The sequence below is a fragment of the Maritimibacter alkaliphilus HTCC2654 genome (genome assembly GCF_000152805.1).
GTDB lineage: Bacteria > Pseudomonadota > Alphaproteobacteria > Rhodobacterales > Rhodobacteraceae > Maritimibacter > Maritimibacter alkaliphilus.
The window spans coordinates 811,723-831,557 of record NZ_CH902578.1 but is presented as its reverse complement, the minus strand read 5'-3'; the positions used below and the strand labels follow the sequence as shown (position 1 = coordinate 831,557).

Below are 19,835 nucleotides of genomic sequence, written 5' to 3'. Positions count from 1 at the left end.
GCGACTTGCATCGACCTTCAAGTGGGAAAGCGGGTTATAAGCGAGTTATATCAGTCCCTTGCGTTTAAACGCGGACACGACCTGCTCCATCGGGGCCCGCAACTGCTCATGCCCAACCTTCACATAGTGCGCGCCCGTGACGCTCTGCGGCGTGTGGTTCAGAAGGCGTCCGATGGTCTCTTCCCAGAGCCCAGACTCCGCCGCGACCGTCGCGAAAGTGCGGCGGTGTGCGTGGGCTGACCACGCGATGCGCTCGGGCGACTTGAGGTGCAGTGCGTGACGCGTGCCTGGGAACACATAGTCGGAACGGTAGGCCTGCATGGGCTGCAAGATGCCGTGGTGCTCCGCGAGCAACGGCAGGTCGAACGGGCGACCGTTCTTGGTCAAGGGCAGATGCAGGTGGTCGGCATGAACCTGGTCCCATCTCAAGGACAGGGCTTCGCTTAGTCGAAGACCTGTCAGGAGAAGAAAGCGATAGAAGGCGCGGTGCACGTCGTTCTCGAGCCCATCGACCGCCTCTTTCCAAGCGTCGAGGTCGTCGATGATCTTGCCTGATGCGGGCTCCGGGAACCATTCAATCGCCATTGTCGGGCATTCAGGCAGGTCATGCACGCGGCGGGCATGGTTGTAGATCGACCGGAAGGACTTGAGGACGTGGTTCGCTGCGCGTTCACCATCGGCCCCGAGGCGCGCGTGCATCGCAACGCAGTCGGCCTTCGTGATCTCGTCCAGGCGAAGGTCGAGCCAGTCGGTCAGCTTGTTCTCCATCTGGGCGCGGACCTGGTTCTTATTGTGCTCGGAACGCAGCTTGGGGCGGGCAAGATAGGTGTCAGTCGCGTCACGCAGCGTCGGTATGCGTGACGCAGCCAGCCGCTGCGCGACCGCACCCGTTGCATGTTCCGCGCGCAACTGTTCGGCCTCAACGCGAGCAGCGGCGACCGTGATCTCGGGCAGGGACCCGAGCTTGTGGCGCACCGTCTTTCGGTTCACGTCTTTCTGGTAGTAGAGGGTCTTCTTGGTCTTTCCCGTGACCAGGTAGAAGCCCTTGATCTCGGTATCCCAAATCTTCTCGTTCGGGCCCGCCTTGTCGGCGACCGTTTGGGTCAGTTTCTTCTTCGTCGCAGCCATCTCACACGTCCTTTTGCAGTGAAATTGTAGGCGCGCAAATGCAACTCGCGCCAGTTCACTGAAACGACATGAGACGGTTTTTCGTTGTAAATCAAGCGTCTTGCAAGGTGCGACAAGATCCGCAAACTCGAAACGTAAGCTTGGGAAGCTCCTGCTCTACCATTGAGCTACACCCGCGTGACGGCTGAGATACGATTGAGTGCGGGGTCCGTCAAGGGGCTCTGCGTCTAGCAGGCCCCGCGCGTTCCATCGGGCATAAGCGCGTCGCAAAGACGGGCTTCGGTGAAATCCACCTCCGTCACCGTCGCCCCGGTCAGGTCCGCACCTGCCATGAGGGTGCTTCTGAGACTGGCGCCCGTCAGGTCGGCACCGGCAAGCGACGCGCCTTCGAGAAGGGCACCCGTGAAATCCGCGCCCGCAAGAGCGCAGCCCGAAAGATCGGCGTCCTTCAGCACCGCGCCGGTGAAGATCGCGCCCTTGGCCGAACAGCCCGTCATCGTCGCGTCGGTCAGCAGCGCACCGTCGAATGTCGCGCCGTCCACCGTCGTGCCGGTCAGGTTCGCCTCGCCCAGAAAAGCCCCGGAAAAGTCGCTGCCGGCAAGGTCCTGCCCGGACAGGTCCGCGCCCTTGAGCATGGCGCTGGAAAAATCCTCGGCGGTGGCGGCTTGGGTGAACAGGGCAAGGGCGAGCATGGCGCGGAGCATCAGGGGTCCTTTCGGCGGCGGCAGGGCCAGTCTTTCGGGATTTCGCCTTTCCGGCAACCCTCAACCCCGCCGCCTGCGCCGCCGCCCGCCGTCGCCGCTGCCGCCGGTGTTGAAATCGACCTCCGGCAGATCGACGACCGAGCGCAGGATCGGGAAAGGGTCGGCGGCGTTCGGCATGGCGGTGGCCGCGACGAAATGCTCCTGAAATCGCGGTTCGACGGCGGTTTCGATCTTTTCGATCCGGCGCACGAGCGCCTCGACCTCGCCCCGCGCCTCACGGTTCAGAAGCGCGATCCGCGCCCCGGTGCCCGCCGCGTTGCCCGCGCTCGTCACCCTGTCCAGCGGACAGTCCGGGATCATGCCCAGAACCATCGCGTGTTTGGGTGAGATATGCGCCCCGAACGCGCCCGCCAGCACCACCCGGTCCACGCGGTCCACGCCGCGCTTGTCCATGAGCAGACGCGCACCTGCATAAAGCGCGGCCTTGGCCATCTGGATCGCGCGGATGTCGCCATTGGTCACGGTGATCCGGCGGTCGCCATCCTCCCACAACAGGTAGGAATAGGTCCGCCCTTCGGGGATGCAGCGCGCCGTGCCCGTGGCCTCGGGCGCGCCGATCAGCCCGCCGGGGTCCACGATGCCCGCCATGCGCATCTCGGCCACCACTTCGATGATACCCGATCCGCAGATGCCGGTGATCCCGCTCGCCGCGACGGCGGTCCGGAACCCGTCCTCGGTCGACCACAGGTCGCAGCCGATGACCTTGAAGCGCGGCTCCCTGGTCACGGGGTCGATCTCGACCCGCTCGATCGCACCGGGGGCTGCCCGCTGTCCTGCGCTGATCTGTGCGCCCTCGAAAGCGGGGCCTGTGGGCGAGGAACAGGCGAGCACGCCAGTCTTATCCCCGAGCAGAATCTCCGCGTTGGTCCCCACGTCCACGACCAGCACGAGGTCGTCCGAGCGATGCGGCGCTTCCGACAGGGCGACGGCCGCCGCATCGGCCCCCACATGGCCTGCGATCAGCGGCAGGACATAGGCGCGCGTGCCGGGGGCGATGGTCAGGCCCAGATCGCTGGCCATCATCCGCTGGGCCGTTCCCACGGCAAGCGCGAAAGGCGCCTGTCCCAGCTCATATGGGTCGAGACCCAGAAACAGGTGATGCATCACCGGGTTCATCACGAAACTCGCGTCGAGCAGCGTCTCGGCGCCGATCCCGGCCTCGGCCACCAGCTCGCCGATCAGACGGTCCACGCCCTCGCGCACCACGCGCGTCATTTCGGCCGCGCCGCCGGGGTTCATCATCGAATAGGATACTCGGCTCATCAGGTCTTCGCCGAACCGGATCTGCGGGTTCATCAGGCCGGACGAAGCCAGAACCTCGCCGGTGACGAGGTTCACCAGATGCCCCGCGATGGTGGTCGAGCCAAGATCGACGGCCACGCCATGCAGCGGCCCCTCGAAGAAATCCGGCCAGAGCGCGACGACACGCGGGTCGCCGTCGACGTGGATCGCCGCCGTCACCGCCCACTTGCCCTTGCGCAACGTGGGTTGCAGGACGGGGAGGAGGTGACGGTCGATCCCGAGCCGCTCCAGCCCCACCTGCGCCTTGAGTGCATCCAGCAGCCGGTCGAGATCGCTCGACGGATGATGCATGTCCGGCGCGGCCACTTCGACATAGGCAAGGCTCAGGGGGGACGAAAGCACGATGTCGCGCAACTCCGCCCGCTTGCGCACCACCTGCTTGTGAACCTGGCTTTCCGGCGGCACGTCGATCACGACGTCCTTCATGACGCGCGCCTGACAGCCCAGCCGACGCCCATCCTTCAGGCCCCGGATACGATCATAGCGCGCTTCGACCTCGTTCCATGCCGACAGCGCGTCGCGGGCAACCGTCACCCCGTGCTTGGCGAACTCGCCATAGCCCGGCGCCACCTGACATTTGGAGCACTTGCCGCGCCCGCCGCAGACCGAATCGAGGTCGACCCCCAACCGGCGCGCGGCGTCCAGCACGGGCGTGCCTTCCGGCACCCGTCCGCGCTTGCCCGACGGGGTGAAAATGATGAGGGGGTCTTGGTCCGACATGGCGCCTGTCTCGCTCCCGAGGTCTTCTTCTTCGGTCTGAAAATACCTCGGGGGTCGCAATTGTCACGCCATTGGTCCGAGAGACAATGGCGACGGGGCAGAGTCCCCGATTGCGACGCCTCGCGGCGCAAAACGGCTACATCGAGAACGAGGTGCCGCAGCCGCAGGAGCTTGACGCGTTCGGATTGTCGATCACGAAGCGCGCGCCGATCAGCTCTTCGGTGAAGTCGATGGTGGCCCCGGTCAGGAACGGCAGGGACACTTCGTCGATCACGACCTTCTCGCCCGCGCCTTCGAGCACGAGGTCGCCGTCATCGGGCGCGTCCAGCGCGATGTCGTATTGAAAGCCCGAGCAGCCACCGCCTTCGACGGCCACGCGCAGCGCCTTGCCGTCCTTGCCCGCACCGATTTCGCCCAGCCGGGCGAAGGCGCGGTCGGTCACTTTGGGGGGCAGGTTGAGGTCCATGTTTCACCCGATGTTTCAAGTCCGTAGCAGTTGGAATATATGAGCCTTGGGACAGGGCAACAAGAGACGAGAAAGGCGCGGCGGCACCATGAAGGCCACATTCGCGTGTGATCCGGCGCAAAGCCGGGGCAGGCTATACCCCGAAGAAGAAAGCCAGTTTCGCTCGTGTTTCCAGCGCGACCGCGACCGGATCATCCATTCGTCGGCGTTCCGGCGGCTCAAGCACAAGACGCAGGTGTTTCTGGAGCACGAGGGCGACTATTACCGCACGCGGCTGACCCATTCCATCGAGGTGGCGCAGGTCGCGCGCACGATTGCGGGCACTCTGGGCATGTCCGGGCAATTGACGGAAGCCGTGGCGCTGGCCCATGACCTTGGACATACGCCGTTCGGTCATACGGGCGAGGATGCGCTGGACGCGCTGATGCAGCCCTATGGCGGCTTCGACCACAACGCACAGGCTTTGCGGATCGTCACCTCGCTCGAACGGCATTATGCCGAGTTCGACGGGTTGAACCTCACCTGGGAAACCCTTGAAGGCATTGCGAAACACAACGGTCCGGTGACGGGCGAGTTGCCTGTCGCGCTGGCCGAATACAATGCGGTGCAGGACCTTGAACTGCATACGCACGCGAGCGCCGAGGCACAGATCGCGGCACTGGCCGACGACATCGCCTATAACAACCACGACCTGCACGATGCGATCCGCGCCAAACTGATCGACGAGGAGGAAATCCTCGTGGTGCCGATGATCCGGCGGTCCTATGCGGCGGTCGATCAGGCTTATCCAAACCTCGACATGAAGCGCCGTCGGCACGAGGCGCTGCGCCGGGTGTTCGGCGTGATGGTCGAAGACGTTCTGGCGGCCTCGCGCGCCGCGATTGCCGAAGTGGACCCCAAGACCGCGACCGACGTGCGCATGGCCGGGCGTCAGATCATTCGGTTCTCGGATGAAATCTGGGAGGAACTCAAGCAATTGCGCGGGTTCTTGTTCCGCAAGGTCTATCGCGCGCCCTCAGTGGTAAAGATGCGTGAAGAGGTGACGACGATCATCGACGAGTTGTTCCCGCTGTTCATGGAACACCCCGATTACCTGCCCTCGGAATGGCGCGAGGACGTGGCGGAGGCCGCGGACGAGCGGGCGCTGGCGCGGATCGTTGCGGATTACATCGCCGGGATGACCGACCGCTTCGCGATCGAGACCCACTCGCGCTTCATCGGCGGCACCGACACCCGATCCCGGCTTTTGTCCAAGTAAGCGGTGCGGGCTGACGCCCGCGCAGAGTTTGCGCCTCTCCGCCTTCGGGCGGACAGGCGCGGTGGGCGCTCTTGCCATTGGGCTGACCCTTTGGCCGAGGTCGCTTCGTTTGCTGGGGAGGCGCTTGAGGGGGCGATCCGCCCCTCAAGGCGCCAGATCAAGGGTGATGCGAGTCGCCTGCGCGTCAAGGACAAGCGGCGGCAAGGCCGCCGTGCCTGCGGCATCCTTGACCCGCAGACGACTCGCGGGCGTTGACCTCTGCGCGGGGCGTGGTAGACCGCGCGGGGTTTCTCAGACAGGTGTGACATGAACCTTTTCGCCGATATCCGGTCTCTCGTGATTGCCTCGCTCGATGCGCTCGTGGCCGAGGGGGCGCTGCCCGCCGGGCTCGATTTCGCGAACGTCGCGGTCGAGCCGCCGCGCGATGCGGCGCATGGGGATATGGCGACCAATGCGGCGATGGTGCTGGCTAAGCCAGCAGGCGCCAAGCCGCGCGACATTGCCGACGCCCTGTCCGCCAAACTGGCCGCCGACGACCGGATCGCCTCCGCCGAGGTCGCGGGGCCGGGGTTTCTGAACCTGCGGCTCGAACCGGGCGTCTGGGCCGCATTGGTCGAGGGCGTTCTGGCCGATCCCGATTACGGCACGTCCGACATGGGGCAGGGGCAGAAGGTCAACGTCGAATACGTGTCCGCCAACCCGACCGGGCCGCTTCACGTCGGTCACACGCGCGGTGCGGTGTTCGGCGACGCGCTGGCGAGCCTTCTGGCCTATGCGGGCCATGACGTCACCCGCGAATACTACATCAACGACGGCGGCGCGCAGGTCGATGTGCTCGCGCGGTCGGTTTACCTGCGCTATCTGGAAGCCCACGGGCAGGAGGTCGCGTTCGAGGACGGCACCTATCCCGGCGACTACCTGATCGAGGTGGGCGAGGCGCTGAAGGCCAAGGTGGGCGACGCCTTCGTCGGCAAGGGCGAGCAGTTCTGGCTGGAAGACGTGCGCGATTTCGCGACCGATGCGATGCTCGACCTGATCCGTGCGGACCTGAAGGCGCTCGGCGTCGAGATGGACGTGTTCTTTTCGGAAAAGAGCCTTTACGGCACGGGCCGGATCGAGGCCGCGATCGAGGATCTCAGGGGCAAGGGCCTGATCTACAAAGGCACGTTGGAGCCGCCGAAGGGCAAACTGTCCGAGGATTGGGAACCGCGCGAGCAGACCCTGTTCAAGTCGACCGACTACGGCGACGATGTGGACCGCCCGATCATGAAATCGGACGGGGCCTGGACCTATTTCGCGCCCGACATCGCCTATCATTACGACAAGGTGACGCGCGGCTTCGATCAGCTGATCGACGTGTTCGGGGCCGATCACGGCGGTTACGTCAAGCGGATGAAGGCCGCAGTCGCGGCGCTGTCGGACAACAAGGTGCCGCTCGACATCAAGCTCACGCAGCTCGTGAAGCTCTACAAGAACGGCGAGCCGTTCAAGATGTCCAAGCGGGCCGGGACTTTCGTGACGCTCCGCGACGTTGTGGACGAGGTCGGGCCCGATGTGACCCGGTTCATCATGCTGACCCGCAAGAACGACGCGCCGCTCGATTTCGATTTCGACAAGGCGCTGGAGCAGTCCAAGGACAACCCGGTGTTCTACGTGCAATACGCCAATGCGCGGGTCCATTCAGTGTTGCGCAAGGCCGCCGACATGGGGGTCGAGCCGGGCAAGCCGTCGCTGACCGACGAGGCCGAGATCAAGGTGGCGCAGAAATTGGCCGAGTGGCCGCGTCTGGTCGAGATCGCCGCGCGCACGCATGAGCCGCACCGGATCGCGTTCTACCTGTATGAACTGGCCAGTGAATTTCACGCGCTCTGGAACAAGGGGAATGATCACCCCGAACTGCGTTTCCTTGCCGAGAGTGACTCCCAAGCAACAGCGGCGAAAATTGCCCTGCCGAAAGCCGTTTCCGTTGTGATTTCAGCGGGTCTTGGTATTCTTGGCGTGACGCCGCTCGAAGAAATGCGCTGACGAACAAGCGCCGCCGAGCAGTCAGGAAAAGCCCAGATCCCGGGTGAAAAACCCAGAAAAACAAGGGGCGGGCGAGGCACGAGACGAGGGGTGATCGGTCGGAAAGATCGGCGCTCCCGGAGTGAGGCAGGCAATGACGAACGCGAATTGGGGCGGTCCCCGCGCGGGACAATCCGGCTATCCGCAGCAGGGCCAACAGGGCCACTCTCATCACCCGCATGCGCAGGATCCGGCATGGCACGGCCAGCCGCCCGTGACGCGGCAGGAGCCACGGCTTCAGGCGCAGCGACCGGCGGCGCCGCAATCGGCGCCGATGCCTCAGCAGACCCAACAGCGGGTGGCGCAGCCCCAGCCGCAGCGGTCGCCTCAGCCGGCCATGCAGCGGCCCGCACAGCCGACGCAGCCCGCGCGCCAGCCTCAGCAGGCGGCGCAGGGCCGCGCGCCGCAACCGCAGATGCAGGCGCAACCGCAGCCACGCCAGCCGCAGCCGCAAGCACGCCAGCCGCAACCTCAGCCGCGTCAGATGCAGGCGCAGCCGCAGGTGCGTCGGCAGGCCCCGGCGCAGCCCGCGCCCCAGCCGCACGCTCAACCGTATCGGGCGGCCCCCGAGCAATACGCCAATCCCTATCAGCAGGCGCAGGCCCAGCCGCAGCACGGCTATGCCGCCTCGCATGAGGCCTATGGTCAGCCGCATTACGATCCCGCGCCGCAGTATCACGAGGCCGCCTATTACGCCGCGCCCGACGAAGGCGTGGCCGATCGCGGGCGCGTGGCGGGGTTCATGAACGGCGTCGGCGCGATCCTGTCGATCGCGCTGGTGGGCGGTCTTGCCGTCTGGGGTTACCAGCTTGCCATGCGCGACGTGACCGAAGTGCCGGTGATCGCCGCGCTCGAGGGGCCGATGCGTATCCAGCCCGACAATCCCGGCGGCGAAGATGCCGAACATCAGGGTCTGGCCGTGAACAACGTCACCGCGGAAGGCGCGGCGGAAGGGCCTGCGCGTCAGCTTGTCCTCGCGCCGCCTGCCGAACGGCTCGAAGAGAACGATGCCCCTGCCGTGTCCTCGTCGACCATCGAGGTGACGCCGACCGCCGAAGCCGGCGACAGCCAGCCCAAGCTGGGGACCGAACCGCTGGATGCTGCGGTGTCCGCCGATGATGCGGAAGCCGCCGCACGTGCGATGGCCGAGCAGATCGCGGCCGGGTCCGCGCCCTTGTCGGGCGATGAGGCCGACCTTTCCATGACGCCCGAGGCCGAGGAGCGGGCGCTCGCCGCCGCGCGGTCGGGCGACATCGTGCAGCCGAGCGTGCCGGGCGTCGCCGCCTCGCCGCGCCCGCGTGCGCGCCCCACGGACCTTGTCACCCGTGCCGCTGCGAGCCCGTCGTCGGATGCGCTTCTGGCCGCCACGCGCGAGGCCACGCGGGAGGTCGCGCCGTCCGACATTCCGGCGGGCACGCGGCTCGTCCAGCTTGGCGCCTTCGACACCGAGGACGTGGCGCGCGCGGAGTGGGACACGCTGAACGGGCGCTTCGCGGAATACCTCGAAGGCAAGTCGCGCGTGATCGAACAGGCCCAATCGGGCGGCAAGACGTTCTACCGCCTGCGCGCCATGGGCTTCGACGACCTGTCGGAAGCGCGGCGCCTGTGCTCGGCCCTGACGGCCGCCAAAGCCTCCTGCATTCCCGTCGTGACGCGCTGATCCAATGGGGGCGGGTGCCTACATCCTCGGGTGTGAGGGCCCGCGTCTAACTCGTTGGGAGCGCGACTTCTTTCGCGATGCGGATCCGTGGGGTTTCATCCTGTTCGCGCGCAATATCGAAGACCCGGAGCAGGTCGCGTGGCTGACCACCGAACTGCGCGAAGCCGTGGGCCGCGACGCTCCGATCTTCGTTGATCAGGAAGGGGGCCGCGTCGCCCGGATGCGACCGCCCCACTGGCGCGACTGGCTGCCACCGCTGGAACAGGTGAAGCTGACCAAGCGCAAGGCCGCCGAGGCGATGTATCTGCGCTACCGGATCATCGCGCACGAACTGCGCGCCGTCGGGATCGACGGAAACTGCGCCCCGGTGCTGGACCTCGTGCGCCCCGACACGCATGAGATCCTCGCGAACCGTTGCTACGGCGATGACGTGGTGCGGGTCGCCGACATCGCGGGGGCCGCGGCCACGGGGTTGGTGGACGGCGGCGTTCTGCCGGTCATCAAGCACATTCCGGGTCATGGCCGCGCGACGGCGGACAGCCATCTGGAACTGCCGGTCGTGAAGACCAAGGAAAAGGCGCTGAACGTGTCGGATTTCCTCGCGTTTCAGTCCGTGGCGGGTCTGCCCATCGCGATGACGGCGCATGTGGTCTATGCCGATATCGACCCCGACGCGCCCGCGACCACCTCACACAAGATGATTTCGATCATCCGCGACCGGATCAAGTTCGGCGGGCTGCTCATGTCCGACGACATTTCGATGAAGGCGCTCGCGGGCAGCTTCGAAGATCGGTGCCATGACGCGCTTCAGGCCGGGTGCGACCTGATCCTGCACTGCAACGGCGAGCGGGACGAGATGCAGGCCGTGGTGGCCGCCACCGGGCGACTGGCCGGGCAGGCCGCCGTGCGCGCCGAGGCCGCGCTGACATGGCGCAAGGCCCCCGACGATATTGACATTGCGGCGCTGGACGCTGAGTTTCATAGCCTGATGACGCACCGGGCCGGGTAACCCCTTTTCAATGTCAGACGACGACGAGTTTCAGGCAGACGTCCTGTCGGTCTCCGAGAGGATGGCCGCAGAAGCCCTGATCGTGGATGTCGACGGGTTCGAGGGGCCGCTCGACCTTTTGCTGACGCTGTCGCGCACGCAAAAGGTGGACCTGCGCAAGATCTCCGTGCTGGCGCTGGCCGAGCAGTATCTGGCCTTCGTCGAAAAGGCCCGGCATCTGCGCATCGAACTGGCGGCGGACTATCTGGTCATGGCCGCCTGGCTCGCCTTTCTCAAGTCGCGCCTGCTCTTGCCGCCCGATCCGACCGAAGAGGGACCGTCGGGCGAGGAACTGGCGGCGCATCTCGCGTTCCAGCTGGAACGCCTGCAAGCGATGCGCGACGTGTCGGCGCGGCTCATGGCGCGCGATCAGAAAGGGCGCGACTTTTTCGTGCGTGGACAGGTCGAGGTGGTCGAGCGGCGAAAGACGATCAGCTACACCGCCACGCTGCTCGATCTCATGCAGGGCTATGCCCGCATCCGCACCCGCGACGAATTCCGGCCTTTCGTCATGGACCGCGAAAGCGTCATGACGATGGAGGAGGCGCTGGACCGAATGCGCCACCTGATCGGTTTCGCCGGCGAGTGGACCGACATCATGTCCTACATGCCCGAAGGCTGGGGCAACGATCCCGTGCGCCGCCGCTCGGCCACGGCCGCGAATTTCGCGGCCTCTCTGGAGCTTGCCAAGGCGGGCGCAATCGAAATCCGGCAGGGCGAGACGTTCTCGCCCATCCAGATCCGCAGGAAACCGAATGACTGAAGAACACGACGCGGTGGAGCAGGAGGAAAGCCTGTTCGAAGCCCCTCCGATGGGCGAGCAGGAGCGGATGGTCGAGGCGATCCTGTTCGCCAGCGCCGAACCCGTGACCGTGGCCGAACTGACCGCGCGAATGCCTCATGGCTCGGACCCCGCCGAGGCGCTGGTGCATCTGCGTAAGCGCTACGAGGGGCGTGGTGTGCGCGTGGTGAGGGTTGGCGATGCCTGGGCGATCCGCACGGCGCCGGACCTTGGCTACCTCATGCAGAAGGAAACGGTCGAGACGCGCAAGTTGAGCCGCGCGGCGATCGAGACGCTGGCGATCATCGCCTATCACCAGCCGGTCACCCGCGCCGAGATCGAGGAAATCCGCGGTGTTTCGGTCAGCCGTGGCACCATCGACCAATTGATCGAGATGGAGTGGATCCGCTTCGGCCGCCGCCGCATGTCCCCGGGGCGTCCGGTGACCTTCGTGGTGACGCAAGGCTTTCTGGATCACTTCGGGCTGGAAAGCGCGCGCGACCTTCCGGGGCTGAAAGAATTGCGCGCCGCCGGGCTTCTGGAAAGCCGCCCGCCGCCCGCGATGGGTGGGGAAGAAGACGAAGACGAGGACGACGAGGGCCAGTCCGAGCTCTTCGAAGAGTGATTCCTTTTTTTGAACGGTTCTGTTAATCTGGCGAAAACAGGCAGAGGCAGGCCGATGAATATCGAACGAATGATCACGATGGTGGTGCGCATGGTCCTTGGGCGTCTCGTCCACAAGGGCGTGGATGCGGGCATCGACTATGCGGCACGGCGCGGCAAGCCGCAGGGTGAGATGACAGCCGAGGACCGTCAGCGCGCCAAGGCCGCGAACCAGACCGCGCGCCGGGCAAAGCAAGCGTCGAAACTGGTGCGACGCATCCGCTGATCCGAGCGTTTTCAAGCGGTGCGAGCATGCGCCCGCGCAGGTTTTGCGCCGCCCTGCCTTCGGCAGGTCGTCGCGGTGGCAGGCGGCTGGCGCCGCCTCTGGAGGGCTAGCCCTCCAGACCTCCCAAAGTATTTGTGAAACAGAGAAGGGGACGCGGGGTCAGGCTTTCGGGGCGCGGAAGTGCTTGGAAAGCTTGAGGCCCTGGCCCTGGTAGTTCGATTTCAGGTCGGCACCGTAAAGGGTTTCCGGGGTTTCCGACATCTTTTCATAGACGAGGCGGCCCACGACCTGACCGTGTTCAAGGACGAAGGGCGCTTCGTGGCAGCGCACTTCGAGCACGCCGCGCGACCCTGTGCCGCCGGCCGTGTCATGGCCGAAGCCCGGGTCGAAGAAGCCTGCGTAATGCACGCGGAATTCACCGACCATGGCGAGGTAGGGGGCCATTTCGGCGGCGCAGTCGGGCGGGATCGTCACGGCTTCGCGGCTGACGAGGATGTAGAAGGCGCCGGGGTCGAGGATGATGCGGCCCTCGGTTGTGTGAATCGGCTCCCAAAACTCGGCCGGGTCGTAATGGCCGATCTTGTCGAGGTCGATGACGCCGGTATGGGGTTTGGCGCGGTAACCGACGAGGTCGCCTTGCGCGGGTTTCAGGTCCACCGAAAAGCCGAGGCCGTTGTCGATGACAGGGGCCCCATCGACCAGCGGATCGGCGGCGTGACGGGTGCGCAGGTCGGCGTCTGACAGCACGGCCTGACCTTGACGGAAGCGAATCTGGTTGAGGCGCATGCCGGGGCGCACGAGGACCGAGAAGGAGCGGGGGCAAATCTCGGCATAGAGCGGGCCGGTGTAGCCCGGCGCGATGCGGTCGAACTCGACCCCGCCATCGGTGATCGTGCGGGTCAGAAGGTCGAGACGCCCGGTGGAGCTTTTCGCGTTCGCGACCGCCTGAATACCGTCCGGCAGGGCGAGGCGCTCCATCAGCGGGACGACGTAGACCGCGCCCTTTTCCAGCACCGCGCCGTGGGTGAGGTCGATGCGGTGCATTTCGAACTCGTCCAGACGGTCCGCCACCGTGCGCCCTTCGCCCGCAAGGAAAGACGCGCGCACGCGGTAGGCGACGGTGCCGAGCCGCAGGTCGAGCGAGGCGGGCTGGATCTGTTCGGGGATGATCACGGGATCGGCGGCAAGTGTGCCCGCGTCGATCATCTGGCGCAGCGTCTGCGAGGGCAGGACCCCCGTTCCGGTCATCGTCATTTTCCATCCCCCGGATACACGAACGCCCGCCCCTTGCGAGGGCGGGCGGTTCGGTGATTGGTCGGGCTAGCAGGACTTGAACCTGCGACCTTCCGTCCCCCAGACGGACGCGCTACCAGACTGCGCCATAGCCCGATGTGGGGTGCTACATACCAGTTTTCGCAGGCTGGGCAAGACCGGATTGGCATTCGGTTTCGCTTATCGCAACGCGCCGTCCGACGGGTCGCTTCCAAGCGTCTTCAGCCGGTCCGACAGCGCGCTGAGATGGGCGGGCGGCAAGGTGAGGCCGCGGGCCCGCAAACGCCTGAGCCGCGGGCCGACGGGCGCGATATCCGGGGGCAACGTGCCGTCCGCCGGATCGTCGTCGATATCGGGCATCACAAGAACCGGCGCGTAGTCTGAATATCCCGCATCCACGGGGATGTCGGTGTCGTCGGACCATGTCGGCGCGGGGTCTGTCGGGGTGTCGTCGGCCTCTGCCGCGACATCGGGTGCCGGGTTGTCCCCGGTCGGTTCCGCCGCGGTGGGCACGGCTGCGGGGTCGTCTATGTCCGAATAGGTTGGAGCGTCAGGCGCGAGGTCGTCGTCGTCCTGCGGTGCCGCTTCCACCTCTTGCCCATGTTCCTCGGGCTCGGGATCGGCGCGCGAGATATGCGGGTCTTCGGTGTGGGGCGGCGTATCCACGGTCGGGGCCACGATGTCGCTGTCGTCCGCGCCGGAGACTTCGACCGCCGGGTTCCATATGGGCGTGTCGTCTTCGGCCTCGTCCGACGGGTCGGACGCGGGCGTGACGGGTTCGTCGGAGGACAGCGCCCAAGGGTCGTCGTCGCCGGGCAATGCGCCGGAGGTGACCATTTCGACCTGCGGCGCGTCGTCCTCTTCGCCTATGGCTGCGTCGGCGGTTTCATCCTCTGCCCAGTCGTCTTCCTGCGTGGTCTCGTCGACCAGCGCGTCGTCGTTCACCGCGTCCACGGGCTGCGCGGTTTCCAGCGGGTCTGCGAACAGGTTGGCGTCTGCGGAGTCGTCTTCGGGCTGGGGTTCGTCGGCTTGCGCGATCACCTCGTCGGACAGGGTCGGCGCATCGGTTTCCACCTCGGCCGGTCCGGCGTCTTCGTCGGTTCCGAAGCTCACGGGCCGGTCTTCTTCCGGGTCGACGGGCGTGACCGCGCCGTCTTCCATCGCCTCGTCGACGGGCAGGGTGCCTTCGTCCTCGGCCAGGACCTCTGCATCCTCGACATCCGCTTCATTGGCGCGGCTGCGGGCCGACAGCGAGACCACATTGCTCGCCCCGTCGCCCTCGGCGTCCAGATCGAGCGCGGGCGACATGGCGGCGACGTGTTTCACGCCCTCTTCGCGCAGAAGCTTCTGCACCCCGCGGATCGTCATGCCGTCTTCGTGGAGGAGTTTGCGGATACCGCCGAGCAGTTCCATGTCGCTGGGGCGATAGTAGCGCCGCCCGCCAGCGCGTTTCACCGGTTTGACCTGTGTGAAGCGGCTTTCCCAGAACCTCAAGACGTGGGTGGGGACGCCGAGCCACTCGGCCACCTCGCTGATCGTGCGGAAGGCGTCAGGTGACTTCTGTTCCATGTCGATGCCCGTTCATTGACTGCTCTTGGTCGGGCTCAGCTCTTGTTGCCGGCTGCAACCCGTTCTTTCATGATCTGGGACGGACGGAAGGTCAGGACACGGCGCGGCGAGATCGGAACCTCTTGCCCGGTCTTGGGATTGCGCCCCACGCGGGCCGCCTTGTCGCGCACCGAAAAGGTGCCGAACGACGAGATCTTGACCGTCTCCCCCTTCACGAGGGCGTCCGAAACATGGCCCAGCACGCTTTCGACAAGCTGGGCACTTTCGTTGCGCGACAGGCCCACTTCGCGAAACACGGCTTCGCTCAGGTCCATGCGCGTCAGCGTCTTTTCACTCATACCGTCCCCCGAGATGGTTTCGGGCAGCATGGGGCGGTTCGATTTTCAAGTCAAGATCAATGGCTTGGCAGAAGGGTTTCACGCCGATCTGGCGCGAAAGCGCCGATTACCAGCGCAGAACGACGGCACCCCAGGCAAGTCCGCCACCGATGGCCTCGGTCACGACCACGTCGTTTTCGCGGATCTGGCCGCGTTTCTTGCCCTCGTAGAGTGCAAGCGGGATCGAGGCGGCCGAGGTGTTGCCGTGGTCCTGAACCGTCACCACCACGTTGTCCATGCTCATGTCGAGCTTCTTGGCCGTGCCCTGAATGATCCGGATGTTGGCCTGATGCGGCACGATCCAGTCGACGTCTGTATGGGTGAACCCCGCCTTGCCCAAGGCCGCATCGGCGGTCGCGGCGAGCTTTTCGACGGCCTGCCGGAACAGGGGATTACCCTGCATCCGCAGTTTGCCCGCCGTCCCGGTGGTCGAGACGCCGCCATCGACATACAGCATCTCGCGGTAACGCCCGTCGGAGTTCAGGTCCGAGGACAGGATGCCCCGGTCGGTGTTCTCGCCCGTGCCGGTCGCGGCCTCGATCAGCAGGGCGCCGGCCCCGTCGCCGAAGAGAACGCAGGTCGAACGGTCTTCCATGTCGAGGATACGCGAAAAGGTTTCCGCCCCGATCACCAGCACGCATTTGGACTGACCGGATACGATCAGCGCATTGGCGTTGGCCAGCGCGAAGACGAACCCGGCGCAGACCGCCTGAACGTCGAAAGCGAAGCCCTTGGTCATGCCGAGGCCTGCCTGAACCATCGTGGCGCAGGAGGGGAATGTCAGGTCGGGGGTCGAGGTCGCGACGATCACCGTATCGACCTGATCGACGCCCATGCCCGCGTCGCGCAGCGCCTCTTTGGCGGCGGCGATGGCCATCTGGGACGTGGTTTCGCCCTCGGCTGCGAAGTGGCGCCGTTCGATGCCGCTTCGCGACCGAATCCAGTCGTCCGACGTGTCGATCCGTTCTTCGAACCAGCTATTCGGGACGATCCGTTCGGGCAGGTAGTGCCCGACCCCGCGGACCACAGCGCGTATTGTCATTCTTCTGCGCTCGCCTTCTTCTCGATCAACGCTGGCGCATCTTGGGTGTCTCCGGGGGTATATGCAACCCGTGCCGCAAGCTTCTCGTTGAAGCCCGACTGCGCGAGGTCGAAGGCGAGCTTGATTGCGGCGGAAAAGCTGGTGGCGTCTGCCGAACCGTGGCTTTTCACCACCGTCCCGTTCAGGCCGAGGAACACGCCGCCGTTCGACCGGCGCGGGTCCATCCGCTTTTTCAGGCGGCGCAGCGAGGTGGTTGCGAGCAATGCCGCGATGCGGGACAGGGGCGTGGCGAGGAACGCGTCTTTCAGCGCCTCGTTCACCATCTTGGCGGTGCCTTCGCCGGTCTTCAGCGCCACGTTGCCGGTGAATCCGTCGGTCACGATCACGTCCACGCGGTCGGACAGCAGATCGCCCCCTTCGACGAATCCGATGTAGTCGAAATTCGCCACCGGGGCCGCGTCGGTGATGAGGTCGGCGGCGGCCTTGATCTCGGCCCGGCCCTTGTGCTCTTCGGTCCCGACGTTGAGCAGGCCGACGCGCGGGCGCTGGATGCCGTGGCCGTTGCGGGCATAGGACGCGCCCATCAGGGCGTATTGCAGCAGGTCCATTTCGTCGGCGCGGATGTCGGCGCCGCCGTCGAGCATGATGTTGAAGCCGATGGGGTTGCGCGAGGGCCAGAACACCGCGATCGCGGGGCGCGACACGCCCGGCAGCTTGCGCAGGCGCATCATCGACAGGGCCATCAGCGCGCCGGTGTTGCCGCAGGACACGCAGACCTCGGCCTCGCCGTTCTTCACGCTGTCGATGGCGGACCACATCGAGGTATTCTTGCCGGTGCGCAGAATCTGCGTCGGCTTGTCGGTCATCGTCACCACGCCTTCGGCATGGCGCACCTCGCAGATGCCCTTGAGTTCCGGGCGCTTGGCCACGAGCGGTTCGATCTCATCCTTGTCGCCGTGCAGGATGAACCCGATGTGCTTGTTCTTGCGCGCAGATTTACCAAGACCGGCGACAACAGCCGCCGGCCCGCGGTCGCCGCCCATTGCGTCGACCGAAATGATAATGCGTTGCAGCCCCTGTGCGGAGGCCGACGTCCGGGAACCGGGGTCCGTCGTTTCCGTCATGGGGCAGGCCTCGTGTCAGGCTTACGCCGCGTCTTCGTCGTCGAAGTCCACCTCGTCGGCCATCGCGACCACTTCACGGTCGGCGTAATGGCCGCAGGACGGGCACACGTGGTGCGGACGCTTCAGCTCGCCACAGGACGGGCATTCGTTGGGGTTGTCAGCCACGAGCGAGTCGTGCGAGCGGCGCATGTTGCGGCGCGACTTGGTGACTTTGTTCTGAGGGACAGCCATGTCTCAACCTCGATGTTTGCGGGGGCTTCGGTGTCGTTGCCCTGTTTCGTCAGGGGCCGAAGCCCGTTGTTCCAGTCTCATCTTTCGCGAGTCTGACCGCCTCTTACGCGCTTAAACGCACGGTTCCAACCCATCTTTTGAAAGAGGGCCGGAACATACTGCGATTCTCCTGTTTTGCAAGGGTTTTCGCGGGGGCCGGCTGCGCCTCGGACAAACCGGAGATATGCATGGGGCGCGCGCGTTTCAAACGCGGGCGCAAAGACCCGCGAAACCTCAGTCGTGGCCGCCCTCTCCGGTCAGCTTGTCGCGCAGGGCCGCAAGCCCGGCGAAGGGCTTTGCATCCTCGTCGGTCATCGCCTCTTTCCCCGGTTCTGTGAAGACCTGCTCGCCGATCACTTCCTCGTCGCCGCGCGGATAGTCGGGCAGGGCAAGGGCGAGCGCCTCGGCCAGCACCGTGCCCATGTCGATCTCGGTGCCGAGCGGTTCCTGATCCACGTCCTTGGGCGTTTCGCTTTCGTCGGCGGTCGTCGGCTCGAGCCCCGCGATCCATGTCCGCTCGACGTCTTCCTCGATCCGGGTCGTGACGGGATCGAGGGAAATGACGCTCATCTGGTCCACCGTGGCGCCGATGTGACCCGTGAAGCGCCAGTCGCGTTTGGACAGCGGTTTCAGCGTTCCGGTGAACCGGACCTTGCGCAGATCGTCGATTCCCAACTCGTCCGCCAGAGCCTTCAACTGCCGCTCATTCAGGCTCACTTCGATCTCACGCGGGCGGGATTTGTCCAAATCTGCCACGCGAAGGACCGGTCCATACTCTATCTTGCCGTCAGATGCCGTCATTTGCCTTTTCGTTCCTTGAACGCCGCGCAATCATTCAATATGAACTTGGTGCAAGAGAATAAGCGGCAAGGCAAGGGGGGCAGTATGACCGCGACCGGTACGAAGGCGGGGATCCTGCGCCTTATGGCTGCCCTGGCCATCACTGTGGCCGTTTCGGCCTGCACCCCGATCTATTCCAACCACGGGTATCTTCCGACCGATCAGGACGTGGAAGAGATCATGGTCGGCCTCGACACGCGCGAAACCGTGGCGGCCATCGTCGGCAAGCCGGGGGCTGCGGGTCTGCTCACCGAAGAGGCGTGGTATTACGTCCAGTCTCGGTTCGAGCAGGTCGGCTACCGCGAGAAGGAAGAGATCGACCGCGAGGTTCTGCGCATCACCTTCACCGAGGCGGGCGTCGTCGAGAACATCGAACGCTTCGGGCTGGAAGAGGGCAACGTCGTCGTGCTGTCACGCCGTGTGACCACGTCGAACACCCGCGGCATCGGCTTCCTGCGGCAGCTTCTGGGCAACATCGGCAAGATCAACCTCGACGATATCGTCGGCGGCTGACGGGGCCCGCGTCATGGGCGCGATCCTGTCCCGTGCGGGTCTGACGGTCCGGCTGGCGGAGAACCAGTCCGAGGTCGCCGAGGCGCAACACCTGCGCCAGCGCGCCTTTCGCGGCGGTGCCACGGACGCGCGCGACATCGACCCGTTCGACGCGGATTGCGACCATGTGCGCGTAGAGCGCGACGGCGCCCTCGTCGCGACCTATCGCTTCCAGAGCTTCGCGGATGGCACGGCGGCCCGGTCGGGCTATTCGGGCCAGTTCTACGACCTTGCGGGCCTCGCCACCATCGACGGCCCGATGATCGAGATGGGGCGATTCTGCCTTGCGCCCGAGGAACATGATCCCGACGTCGTGCGCATCGCATGGGCCGCCATGACCCGGATCGTGGACGGGGCCTCGGCCGCGCTCCTGTTCGGGTGTTCGTCGTTTCACGGCAATGACCCCGCACCCTACGCCGACGCGCTCGGCCTGCTGCGCGACCGGCACCTTGCGCCCGCGCATCTGAACCTCGCCGCGCAAGCGGGCGAGACAGTCGCCTTGCCCCACGGCAATTGGGACGCGGGGCGGGCGCAACGTCAGATGCCGCCCTTGCTCAGAACCTATCTCATCATGGGGGGATGGGTGTCGGACCATCTGGTCGTCGACCGCGCCATGAACACGCTGCACGTTTTCACGGGCGTCGAGATCGCCAAGGTGCCGCCGGGCCGGGCGCGCGCGCTCCGGCTGCTGGCGGGCGATTGACGAGGG

General features: G+C 65.7%; 19 protein-coding genes, 1 tRNA gene and 1 pseudogene. 9 read left to right on the top strand and 12 right to left on the bottom strand.

The features are described from left to right. Positions 1–45: 45 nt before the first annotated feature. From RB2654_RS05195 to RB2654_RS05180, 4 genes are all read right to left on the bottom strand, one after another. Entirely contained in the window at positions 46–1,128 is a 1,083-nt protein-coding gene (locus RB2654_RS05195) for a tyrosine-type recombinase/integrase (protein ID WP_008329250.1), read from the bottom strand. A gap of 227 nt (positions 1,129–1,355) precedes the next feature. Beyond that, entirely contained in the window at positions 1,356–1,832 is a 477-nt protein-coding gene (locus RB2654_RS05190; protein ID WP_008329249.1) for a pentapeptide repeat-containing protein, read from the bottom strand. A 60-nt stretch (positions 1,833–1,892) separates the two neighbouring features. Further along, a complete protein-coding gene (locus RB2654_RS05185; protein WP_008329248.1) occupies positions 1,893–3,914 on the bottom strand; it encodes an ASKHA domain-containing protein in 2,022 nt (673 codons plus the stop codon). A 136-nt stretch (positions 3,915–4,050) separates the two neighbouring features. Next, positions 4,051–4,380: a HesB/IscA family protein gene (locus RB2654_RS05180; RefSeq protein WP_008329247.1), complete on the bottom strand. Its 330-nt coding sequence runs from the start codon at positions 4,378–4,380 to the stop codon at positions 4,051–4,053. A gap of 88 nt (positions 4,381–4,468) precedes the next feature. On the opposite strand from RB2654_RS05180, the gene RB2654_RS05175 reads away from it, so the two are divergent. The 7 genes from RB2654_RS05175 (at position 4,469) to RB2654_RS05145 (ending at position 12,080) form a co-directional block, all read left to right on the top strand. Continuing rightward, positions 4,469–5,638: a deoxyguanosinetriphosphate triphosphohydrolase gene (locus tag RB2654_RS05175; protein ID WP_008329246.1), complete on the top strand. Its 1,170-nt coding sequence runs from the start codon at positions 4,469–4,471 to the stop codon at positions 5,636–5,638. A gap of 306 nt (positions 5,639–5,944) precedes the next feature. Then, positions 5,945–7,663 carry an arginine--tRNA ligase gene (gene argS / locus RB2654_RS05170; protein ID WP_008329244.1) on the top strand — a complete coding sequence of 573 codons (1,719 nt, stop codon included), beginning with the start codon at positions 5,945–5,947 and terminating at the stop codon, positions 7,661–7,663. Positions 7,664–7,796: 133 nt separating this feature from the next. After that, on the top strand, positions 7,797–9,362 hold the full coding sequence (locus RB2654_RS23180) for an SPOR domain-containing protein (protein WP_050771935.1): 1,566 nt from the start codon (positions 7,797–7,799) through the stop codon (positions 9,360–9,362). 4 nt (positions 9,363–9,366) lie between these two features. Further along, a complete protein-coding gene (gene nagZ, locus RB2654_RS05160; protein ID WP_008329242.1) occupies positions 9,367–10,371 on the top strand; it encodes a beta-N-acetylhexosaminidase in 1,005 nt (334 codons plus the stop codon). A 10-nt stretch (positions 10,372–10,381) separates the two neighbouring features. Further along, positions 10,382–11,173, top strand: a complete 792-nt coding sequence (locus tag RB2654_RS05155; RefSeq protein ID WP_008329240.1) for a segregation and condensation protein A — start codon at positions 10,382–10,384, stop codon at positions 11,171–11,173. Continuing rightward, complete coding sequence (gene scpB / locus RB2654_RS05150; RefSeq protein ID WP_008329239.1) at positions 11,166–11,816, top strand: SMC-Scp complex subunit ScpB; 651 nt, start codon at positions 11,166–11,168, stop codon at positions 11,814–11,816. Before RB2654_RS05155 ends, scpB begins: the two co-directional genes overlap by 8 nt. 54 nt (positions 11,817–11,870) lie before the next feature. Further along, positions 11,871–12,080: a hypothetical protein gene (locus RB2654_RS05145; RefSeq protein ID WP_008329238.1), complete on the top strand. Its 210-nt coding sequence runs from the start codon at positions 11,871–11,873 to the stop codon at positions 12,078–12,080. Between the two features lie 159 nt (positions 12,081–12,239). Here the strand turns inward: RB2654_RS05145 and RB2654_RS05140 are convergent, their stop codons facing one another. The 8 genes and pseudogenes from RB2654_RS05140 to RB2654_RS05105 form a co-directional block, all read right to left on the bottom strand. Continuing rightward, entirely contained in the window at positions 12,240–13,334 is a 1,095-nt protein-coding gene (locus RB2654_RS05140) for a 2'-deoxycytidine 5'-triphosphate deaminase (RefSeq protein ID WP_008329236.1), read from the bottom strand. 58 nt (positions 13,335–13,392) lie between these two features. Next, a tRNA-Pro gene (locus tag RB2654_RS05135) sits at positions 13,393–13,469 on the bottom strand. Positions 13,470–14,642: 1,173 nt separating this feature from the next. Next, positions 14,643–14,921, bottom strand: a pseudogene (locus tag RB2654_RS24130) (MerR family transcriptional regulator); the annotation flags it as partial. A 35-nt stretch (positions 14,922–14,956) separates the two neighbouring features. Continuing rightward, positions 14,957–15,259 carry an integration host factor subunit alpha gene (gene ihfA / locus RB2654_RS05125; RefSeq protein WP_040885460.1) on the bottom strand — a complete coding sequence of 101 codons (303 nt, stop codon included), beginning with the start codon at positions 15,257–15,259 and terminating at the stop codon, positions 14,957–14,959. Between the two features lie 106 nt (positions 15,260–15,365). Further along, positions 15,366–16,340, bottom strand: coding sequence for a beta-ketoacyl-ACP synthase III (locus tag RB2654_RS05120; RefSeq protein ID WP_040884425.1), 975 nt, complete (start codon positions 16,338–16,340; stop codon positions 15,366–15,368). Then, positions 16,337–17,464 carry a phosphate acyltransferase PlsX gene (gene plsX, locus RB2654_RS05115; protein WP_008329232.1) on the bottom strand — a complete coding sequence of 376 codons (1,128 nt, stop codon included), beginning with the start codon at positions 17,462–17,464 and terminating at the stop codon, positions 16,337–16,339. The genes RB2654_RS05120 and plsX overlap by 4 nt, the downstream gene beginning before the upstream one ends. Before the next feature lie 21 nt (positions 17,465–17,485). Continuing rightward, on the bottom strand, positions 17,486–17,695 hold the full coding sequence (gene rpmF / locus RB2654_RS05110; RefSeq protein WP_008329231.1) for a 50S ribosomal protein L32: 210 nt from the start codon (positions 17,693–17,695) through the stop codon (positions 17,486–17,488). A gap of 273 nt (positions 17,696–17,968) precedes the next feature. Then, on the bottom strand, positions 17,969–18,490 hold the full coding sequence (locus tag RB2654_RS05105; protein ID WP_246146590.1) for a YceD family protein: 522 nt from the start codon (positions 18,488–18,490) through the stop codon (positions 17,969–17,971). A 129-nt stretch (positions 18,491–18,619) separates the two neighbouring features. Between RB2654_RS05105 and RB2654_RS05100 the strand changes: the two genes are divergently transcribed. Continuing rightward, positions 18,620–19,087, top strand: a complete 468-nt coding sequence (locus RB2654_RS05100; RefSeq protein ID WP_040884422.1) for an outer membrane protein assembly factor BamE — start codon at positions 18,620–18,622, stop codon at positions 19,085–19,087. A gap of 13 nt (positions 19,088–19,100) precedes the next feature. Then, positions 19,101–19,829, top strand: a complete 729-nt coding sequence (locus RB2654_RS05095) for a GNAT family N-acetyltransferase (RefSeq protein WP_008329219.1) — start codon at positions 19,101–19,103, stop codon at positions 19,827–19,829. The last annotated feature ends 6 nt before the right edge of the window (positions 19,830–19,835 follow it).